This is a genomic window from Pseudanabaena biceps PCC 7429, from assembly GCF_000332215.1.
Classification (GTDB): Bacteria; Cyanobacteriota; Cyanobacteriia; order Pseudanabaenales; family Pseudanabaenaceae; genus Pseudanabaena; species Pseudanabaena biceps.
The window spans coordinates 1-8,122 of the sequence record NZ_ALWB01000238.1; the positions used below are offsets into that span (position 1 = coordinate 1).

An 8,122-nucleotide genomic window follows, 5' to 3' on the forward strand; every position below is an offset into this window, starting at 1 on the left:
GGCGCACGCGCAGCGTGCGCCGCAGGTTTTAGGATTTTATATATAATTAAGCCTACTTACTTAGCGCGAGAGTGTCCGATTATGAGGGAGAAATTGGCTAAATTTTCTGAATTGGAGCAATTTTGGGATCGATGATTTTTTTGCCTTGACCAGCAAAGGCTACAGCTAAGTACATCTTGTCACCAGTGCCTAGCAAGTTCGAGACTTGACCTTCGCCAAATTTATCGTGCATGACGCGATCGCCTACTTGCCAATCAATGCGAGGTTTGGGTTTGACGGCATTTACCTTGGTGGGGGGCATCGAGCGCAGCGAACCTTTAACACTGGTGGCTTCGGCACGTTGACTTGCCTTACTGATAAATTTATCGATGCCATGCCCTGTGAGATATTCCTTGGGCAACTCGGCTAGGAATTGGGAAGGAATCGCATATTCACGGTTACCGTAGAGACGGCGGGCTTGAGCGTGACTGAGGAAGAGTTTTTCTTGGGCGCGAGTGATGCCCACATACATGAGACGACGTTCTTCTTCCAGAGCCATGGGATCGTTAATGGAACGGAAGCTAGGAAATAGCCCTTGCTCTAAACCAACTAGAAATACGACGGGAAATTCTAAACCCTTGGCAGCATGGAGTGTCATGAGAGTGACCTTCTCAGCATTCTCTTTGTTATCGTCAAGGCTAGAGGCAAGGGCGGCATTTGCTAAAAATGCGTCGAGGGAAGCATCTTCATTCTCTTCGGCAAATTGGACAGCCGCATTATAAAGTTCTTGTAAGTTGGCAATGCGATCGTTGGCTTCGTCATTACTTTGCGCTTTCAATTCATCGACATAGCCCGATTCGGCAAGAATTCCCTGAATGATATCGGCGGCAGGTGTAACGGCAACTTTCGCTTGCCATTTTTGCATTAGTTCGACAAAGGATAGAACTCCTCGCGCCGATCGCCCTGCCAGAGTTTTGACTGTAGTTTCATCGCTGATTATTTCCCATATCGGCACGCCGAGTTCTTGAGCGGCTTGTTGGAGCTTATCGAGGGTTGCTTTGCCGATGCTGCGCTTGGGGACATTGATAATTCGCATTAATCCGAGGGTGTCGGAGGGATTGGAGAGTAAACGCAAGTAGGACAGAACATCTTTGATCTCTTTGCGATCATAAAAGCGCAGTCCTCCGACTACCTTATAAGGTATATTCCACCGCACCAGCATTTCCTCAAAGGGTCGAGACTGAGCATTAGTGCGATAGAGAATCGCAAAATGTCCGAGATTAGCGCTCGGAGTCTTGGTCTTAACTCGACGAATCTGCTCGATGACGAACTGCGATTCATCCACCTCATCCTCGGCGCGGAATAATTCGATCAGGTCGCCATCGGGTCTGGTTGCCTTCAAAATTTTGTCAATCCTTTGGGAGTTATGGTCGATCAGTTGGTTGGCAAGTTCGAGAATATTGGCGACGGAACGATAGTTCTCTTCCAGCTTGATCATCGTTTTGGTATGGGCATCGGGCAAGCGATCGCCAAAGGCTACTTGAAACTCCATTAAAATAGTGAAGTCTGCTGAACGGAAACTATAAATTGATTGATCGGCATCGCCAACCACAAAAATGGAACGATTTTCCCAGCTTTGGCTCACATTATTCGTCGCTAGTAACCGAATGAGATCGTATTGGGTGCGATTAGTATCTTGATATTCATCGACGAGAATATGCTGAAAGCGATCGTGCCAGTATTTAAGAACTTCAGGATTCTGCTGAAATAGACGCACTGGTAAGAAAATTAAATCGTCAAAATCGAGGGCATTATTGGTAGCTAGTTGATTTTGATAGAGACTGTAAACTTGGGCGATCGCTCGTTTGCGAAAAGACGAATCATCACTTTGTTTTTCATATTCCTCTGGAGTCCAGCCCTTGTTTTTGGCATTACCGATCGCAAAACGTACCGACCTTGGCTCAAATTTTTTCTCGTCTAAATTTAATTGATTGATGACAATATCTTTGACTAAGGACTGAGCATCAGAATCGTCAAAAATTGAAAAGTTCTTTGCCCAGCTTCTACCATTACTATCTTTGTACTTATCAATATCAAGGCGCAAGATGCGACAGCACATACTATGGAAAGTACCCATCCAAAGCCCATCTTGAGCAAAGCTATTGATATATTGCTTATAAACTTTCTTACGGAGCTTATCCTGTTCCCAATCGCTAATTTCGCTTAAGGATTTTCCATATTCTCTTTGGGCGACCTCTTGCGTTAACAAAGATTGAATTCGCTCGTTCATTTCTTTGCCTGCCTTATTCGTAAAGGTCACTGCTAGGATTTGTTCGGGGGCGACGTTATGATTGAGCATTAAATTTGCGATGCGGTAGGTCAATGTCCTTGTTTTCCCTGAGCCTGCCCCTGCGACTACCAGCATTGGACCATGCAGATGGCTGGCTGCTTTTTGTTGGGCAGGGTTGAGATGATGCAAAAAGTTGGAACTCATGGGTGCAGGAGGGAGAAACTTAGGTAGACTCTAATACAGTATGCCAAAAATGTTTACTTGTGATCTTTCTGAGATAGTCTGTGTCAAGTCTCGATTGCCCGAAAGATCTGTCAATCTCTAACTTAATGATGAGCCAGTGGATATTTATTGCACGCGCCCGAATTGCCCAAGCCCTTTAAATTCTTTTGCCGATCTTGATAGCGGCAATACGATAAAAACGATCGCTCAAAAATTCTGTACGACCTGTGGGATGTCTTTGCTGCTCGGCGGTCGCTATATCGTCGAAAAACCGATCGCTCAAGGAGGGTTTGGTGCGACCTTTTTGGCTCGCGATCGCTATACACCTGCGATGAAACGTTGCGTGGTGAAGCTCCTGCAACCAGTCGGTTTGAATAGTTCCCAGATGGTAATTGCCAAGCAAATGTTTGAACGCGAGGCAACAGTCTTGGAGGATTTAGGGACACATTCCCAGATTCCTGATTTGCTAGCCTATTTTGAAGTGCAGGCGGGGCAGGATGAATTTTTCTTTTTGGTTCAGGAATTTGTCGATGGCTTTACGCTCGAGCAAATTGTTGCCCAGCATGGGGCGATCGCCGAGGCGGATGTTTTAGAGATTCTACAAAGTCTACTGACCGTTTTGACATTTATTCATGAAAAGGGCTCGATTCATCGGGATATTAAACCTGCGAATATCATGGTACGCAAGTCCGATCAGACTTATTTTTTACTGGATTTTGGCGCGGTCAAGCAGGTGGCAGGCACAGCTCAAGGGCAAAAATCCACGGGTATTTTTACCCCAGGTTATGGCGCACCCGAGCAGATGCGCGGCGATACGGTATTTCCTGCGACCGATCTCTATGCTTTAGCGGTAACTTGTCTCTTTTTACTGACGGGGCAAGAGCCCGAAGAATTATTTGATGTGAACTATAACAAGTGGCAGTGGGATCGCTTTGTGCAGCTCAGTCCTAACTTTAATCGAGTTTTGCAAAAGATGTTGGAGGCAGCTCCTAACGATCGTTGGGCTTCAGCCCCAGAGGTGCTTCAAGCCCTTAATAATCCTAATCATCAACCTCAAAATATTCAACCTCAAAATATTCAACCTCAAAATATTCAACCTCAAAATCCAGTATCTTCAGTCAAGCCACCGTATCAGACGAGTATTCAAGTGCCGCCGCCTGCACCTCTGCCCAATTTCACGCCGCCAATTCCCAAACCTGCGGCGCGATCATCAAAAACTCCTTGGTTGCTGGCGGCTCCGATCCCCATTCAGTTTACGGCTGCTTTTTTGCTCGGTGTAGAAGCGATGCTGTTATGGCAAGTAAGCTCGACGGTGGGAATTGCCGCAGTGGGTACTCCCGCCAATCTAATTGCTTTGGCGATCGTGTTAATCAGCATTATTTTCCTGAGAACCAGTTCCATTTTGGATAATAAGGATCTCTTTGTATTCGTAAACCTCTTGAGCTTTGCCGCTGTGTGGGGCGGTCAATTCTTGATGAAATCTCTGTTTCAGAGCTTACCAAGTTGGATTGAAATTGCCCAATATTGCGGAGTAGCTGGTTTTGCAGCGATCGCGGTAATGGCGGCCTTGCGCCTGATCTTCCAATTGCTATATTCACTGCTCTAAATCACTGCCTAAGCAGTACCAGAGAGCGTACCGACCGCTACGCGGTCGGTACGCTCTTCAGCTACTTAGATCATTACCCAAATCACTAATCTAAGCCGAAGTATGCACCAAAGATTTTTTATAGCCTTGTTGCCGCCTAGAGAAATTCAAACGGAAGCGCTCCAAATTCAGAATTATTTTGGCGATCGCTATCATTCTCAAGCTGCGCTCAAATCTCCTCCCCATATCACACTCATTCCCCCCTTTGAATTAGCTCGCGATCGCTTAGAGCCATTACAAATCGAACTAGAAAGATTTGCCAAAACGCGATCGCCTTTTGCCATTAACCTATCGGGGTTCGCGGCTTTTCCGCCTCGAGTGATTTATATCAATGTTGTGCCTAGCCCAACTTTGTTGCAGCTCTATGGAGATCTTGCTGCTACCCTTTCCCAAAATCTTGGGATTGTCGATCCCTATGTGCCCAGACCCTTTGTACCCCATATGACCGTTGCCTTTCGGGACTTAACTCCTGAAAATTTCGATCTTGCTTGGGCAGAATTTGGCGATCGTCAGATTAATCTTGAATTTGAGGCAAATGAATTAACTCTATTAGTCTCCGAAGAAAGGAAATGGGAAGTTCACACGCAATCTTCCTTTTTAAGTAGCTAAGCATAAGTCAACTTAAAACCTAGAAGAGCGTACCGCCCGCTACGCGGGCGGTACGCTCTCTGATTTTGGTTTTTAATTATGCTTAACTGCTTATAGCTGTAAAGTTGTGCCCCTGCGGGGCGCAACTTTACAGGTTTCCGTAATTTATTTTGCACAAGTACTTATTGCTGAAACAAATCCATATTTAATGTTGCTTTTACTATAAGTTGTTGATACTTCCCAATATCTGAATTGGGGTTTTCGTAATCTATCGCAACGTAAGAGATAGCTAAGACAAATCAAAATCCTAAAGATGAGAGGTAGCACTTCGCCCTGCCATTCATCTTTAGGGTTTTATGTCCTAATCAAACCTTACGTTACTATAAATAACTTTTTTGAGCTTTCAAATTTAACAACAAACTGACTAATTTAAATTTATTCAAATAAAATATGCTTGCAATTTTGGTAGAATCTACTATAATAAGAGGATAAGCCTCTATCCCCACTAAAGTCATGAGCGCTATAACTGTGAACCCTGCTGTGAGCCTAAAGTCCGATACGTTGAATATTGCAACGGATGAATATGGGCTGCTTACCGATCTTTATCAATTGACGATGGGTTCTTGCTACGTGCGGGAGGGATGCGATCGCAAACGCGCTAGTTTTGAATTATTCGTGCGTCGTCTTCCCAAAGGATTTGGCTACTTAATTGCGATGGGGATCGCCCAAGCAGTGGAGTATTTGCAAAATCTTCATTTCACCGCCGAGCAAATAGCTGCCTTGCAAGCCACAGGAATCTTTGCTAACGTCGATCGCCGCTTTTGGGAATTGTTGGCTAACTTCCGCTTTGAAGGCGACCTATGGGCAGTACCAGAAGGAACGGCTCTCTTTGCGAACGAACCTTTTTTAAGAATTGAAGCTCCCCTCTGGCAAGCGCAACTGGTCGAGACCTATCTCCTAAATGCAATCAACTATCAAACCTTGATTGCCACTAAAGCCGCAAGAATGCGCGATGTAGCAGGCGATCGCATTACCCTCTTAGAATTTGGCACAAGACGCGCCTTCAGTCCTCAAGCTTCGCTCTGGGCGGCAAGAGCATCACTTGCCGCAGGCATGGATGCTACTTCTAATGTTTTGGCAGCGCTCAAACTTGGTAGACAACCGAGCGGCACGATGGCTCATGCGTTAGTGATGGCATTGAATGCGACAGAAGGCAGTGAAGATCGAGCCTTTAGTGCTTTCCATCAAGTTTTCCCCCATAGTCCTCTTTTAATCGATACCTTTGACACGATCGCTGCTGCCCGCAATCTTGCCGAAAAAGTCAAATCTGGCGAAATGCAAGTAAAAGGAGTTCGTATTGATTCAGGGGATATTGCCGCAGTTTCTAAAGAAGTAAAAGCGCTACTTCCCGATGCTGCCATATTCGCCAGTGGCGATATTGACGAAGCCGAGATTCTCCGTTTTAAATCGTTGGGAGCGCCCATTGATGGCTATGGCATCGGGACAAAACTAGTGACAGGTGCGCCTGTAAATGGGGTTTATAAGCTAGTGGAAATTGATAATATTCCCGTTTCCAAAAAGTCAAGCGGGAAACAATCGATCGCAGGTCGCAAACAGATCTGGCGCAGTTTTGAGAATGGTATAATAAAAGGCGATCGCCTCACCCATATTTCTGAGATTCCTCAACTCAACGAGCAGCCGCTTCTAGAATGCATTATGCACAATGGCGAGTTGTTGAAGTCTTTAGATGATTTAGATGCGATCGCCCAACGTACTCGTAATTCTGTGCAATCTTTACCTCAAGAAGTTCGCAATATTGCTAATCCAGAGACAGTTTCGGTAAAAGTTGATATGGCTTAGGAGCTATTCTGCAAACATTTCCGCCAAAATATCAAGCACTTCCCTTTGCGCATCTTGGCTAATTTGACCAATCTTTTTCACCAATCGCGATTTATCCATTGTGCGAATTTGATCGAGGACTATTTGTCCATCTTTACCCTGAAAATGGCAAATAACGCGAGTGGGATAGATTCTCCCTTTAGTTGTCATCGGCGCAATAATCAATGTGGAAATATAGCGATTCATCTTCGGTTTGAATTCCGCCTTGCTCTAGCAAGGTTTTGGGAATACGGATGCCCTGAGAGTTCCCAATTTTAATAATGCGAGTTCTGATAACTGTACTCATATTCAAATAACTTTCAAGCAAAAAGTAATTACATTGGAGCTACTTTTGATGAAAATTGCTAATTGAGTATGATGTATTGACATTGTATATACAAAGCCTTAGGATTATTTATGAAAAGGTGTTTCAGAGATTTTATTTATGTCTACGCCATCTCAACAAACGACAGATCTGAATAAACCCGTAAGTAAAACTCGCGACCTGTCGATTAATCTGCGGATTAGTCAAAACCAGCGAGACTTGATCGATCGCGCGGCAACATTGCAAGGAAAAAGTCGCTCAGAGTTTATGTTAGATTCTGCCTATCAGAAAGCACAGGATGTTCTACTCGATCGCTGTTTGTTTGATGTCGATGAGCAGAAATTCCAACAATTTCTAGCCCGACTAGATGCGCCTGTTATACCCAATGAAAATCTGCGGCAGTTGCTCACTGCTAAGGCTCCTTGGGATTAATCTGTGATGTCCGAATTAGAACAGGTTCTGAATCGACCAGAAAAACTGAATTCCTCCCATCAACTCGATCAATTTGATTGTGGAAATATTCAACTCAATAATTGGTTAAAGCATCGTGCATTCAAGAATGAAATACAAGGCGCTTCTCGAAGCTATGTAGTTACTGTTGAGAATGTGGTTGTGGCTTATTACTGTTTAGCCAATGGTGTGATCGCGCAGACTATCTCCACAGGCAAAGTCAAACGAAATATGCCTGATCCCATTCCTGTGATGATTATTGGACGTTTGGCAGTTGATCAAAATTGGCAGGGTAAGAGAATTGGCAAAGCCTTGCTTAGGGATGCGATACTTCGCACTTTACAGGCTGCTGAAATTGCGGGAATTAGAGCGATTTTAGTGGAAGCTATTTCTGATGAGGCAAAGCAATTTTATGAGAAGTGCGGGTTTACGGTTTCGCCGATTGCGCCGATGACTTTGATGATTACAATCAATGATGCAATCTCATCGTTAATCTAGACTGTCCTATCTAATTAAACTAGCCAACTTCTCTTCATCTAGAGCTACACCTCGGCGCAGCAAATATTGGCGGAGGTTAATTTGAATAAACAAATCTTGTAATTCTTCGGCAATTTCTGCTGGTGGATTGCCTGATAAAGCAGTTGCAATAAGTCTATTTGCAATCTCGAACTCGCCGCATTCGATCGCTAAAGATGCCGCACTACGATGTAATACCAATTCCCAAAAGTGTGGCTACACTTTTGGG

At 44.5% G+C, this 8,122-nt stretch carries 6 protein-coding genes and 3 pseudogenes; 5 read left to right on the plus strand and 4 right to left on the minus strand.

Going from position 1 to position 8,122, the window contains the following annotated elements; all coding sequences use genetic code 11:
• Positions 1 to 97: 97 nt before the first annotated feature.
• The gene (pcrA, locus tag PSE7429_RS19430; RefSeq protein ID WP_009629046.1) at positions 98 to 2,473 is read right to left on the minus strand and encodes a DNA helicase PcrA; all 2,376 of its coding nucleotides are present in this window, start codon (positions 2,471 to 2,473) and stop codon (positions 98 to 100) included.
• A gap of 136 nt (positions 2,474 to 2,609) precedes the next feature.
• Between pcrA and PSE7429_RS19435 the strand changes: the two genes are divergently transcribed.
• From PSE7429_RS19435 to PSE7429_RS19445, 3 genes are all read left to right on the plus strand, one after another.
• Positions 2,610 to 4,097, plus strand: a complete 1,488-nt coding sequence (locus tag PSE7429_RS19435) for a protein kinase domain-containing protein (RefSeq protein WP_040689662.1) — start codon at positions 2,610 to 2,612, stop codon at positions 4,095 to 4,097.
• 102 nt (positions 4,098 to 4,199) lie between these two features.
• Positions 4,200 to 4,745, plus strand: coding sequence for a 2'-5' RNA ligase family protein (locus PSE7429_RS19440; RefSeq protein ID WP_009629048.1), 546 nt, complete (start codon positions 4,200 to 4,202; stop codon positions 4,743 to 4,745).
• Between the two features lie 492 nt (positions 4,746 to 5,237).
• The gene (locus PSE7429_RS19445; protein ID WP_009629049.1) at positions 5,238 to 6,584 is read left to right on the plus strand and encodes a nicotinate phosphoribosyltransferase; all 1,347 of its coding nucleotides are present in this window, start codon (positions 5,238 to 5,240) and stop codon (positions 6,582 to 6,584) included.
• 3 nt (positions 6,585 to 6,587) lie between these two features.
• On the opposite strand, the pseudogene PSE7429_RS19450 reads toward PSE7429_RS19445, so the two are convergent.
• A pseudogene (locus PSE7429_RS19450) lies at positions 6,588 to 6,812 on the minus strand (type II toxin-antitoxin system PemK/MazF family toxin); the annotation flags it as partial.
• A pseudogene (locus tag PSE7429_RS24690) lies at positions 6,805 to 6,909 on the minus strand (AbrB/MazE/SpoVT family DNA-binding domain-containing protein); the annotation flags it as partial. The pseudogenes PSE7429_RS19450 and PSE7429_RS24690, both read right to left, overlap by 8 nt.
• 138 nt (positions 6,910 to 7,047) lie before the next feature.
• Here PSE7429_RS24690 and PSE7429_RS19455 point away from each other — a divergent pair.
• The gene (locus PSE7429_RS19455) at positions 7,048 to 7,359 is read left to right on the plus strand and encodes a type II toxin-antitoxin system TacA family antitoxin (RefSeq protein ID WP_009629052.1); all 312 of its coding nucleotides are present in this window, start codon (positions 7,048 to 7,050) and stop codon (positions 7,357 to 7,359) included.
• A 6-nt stretch (positions 7,360 to 7,365) separates the two neighbouring features.
• On the plus strand, positions 7,366 to 7,875 hold the full coding sequence (locus PSE7429_RS19460; RefSeq protein ID WP_009629053.1) for a GNAT family N-acetyltransferase: 510 nt from the start codon (positions 7,366 to 7,368) through the stop codon (positions 7,873 to 7,875).
• A 6-nt stretch (positions 7,876 to 7,881) separates the two neighbouring features.
• On the opposite strand, the pseudogene PSE7429_RS19465 reads toward PSE7429_RS19460, so the two are convergent.
• Positions 7,882 to 8,091: pseudogene (locus tag PSE7429_RS19465) on the minus strand (hypothetical protein); the annotation flags it as partial.
• Positions 8,092 to 8,122 lie beyond the last annotated feature (31 nt).

Bases quoted from the DNA above. Each gene is read 5' to 3' on its own strand.
- pcrA (WP_009629046.1), bottom strand. From the start codon at position 2,473: ATGAGTTCCAACTTTTTGCATCATCTCAACCCTGCCCAACAAAAAGCA.
- PSE7429_RS19460 (WP_009629053.1), top strand. From the start codon at position 7,366: ATGTCCGAATTAGAACAGGTTCTGAATCGACCAGAAAAACTGAATTCC.
- PSE7429_RS19445 (WP_009629049.1), top strand. From the start codon at position 5,238: ATGAGCGCTATAACTGTGAACCCTGCTGTGAGCCTAAAGTCCGATACG.
- PSE7429_RS19440 (WP_009629048.1), top strand. From the start codon at position 4,200: ATGCACCAAAGATTTTTTATAGCCTTGTTGCCGCCTAGAGAAATTCAA.
- PSE7429_RS19455 (WP_009629052.1), top strand. From the start codon at position 7,048: ATGTCTACGCCATCTCAACAAACGACAGATCTGAATAAACCCGTAAGT.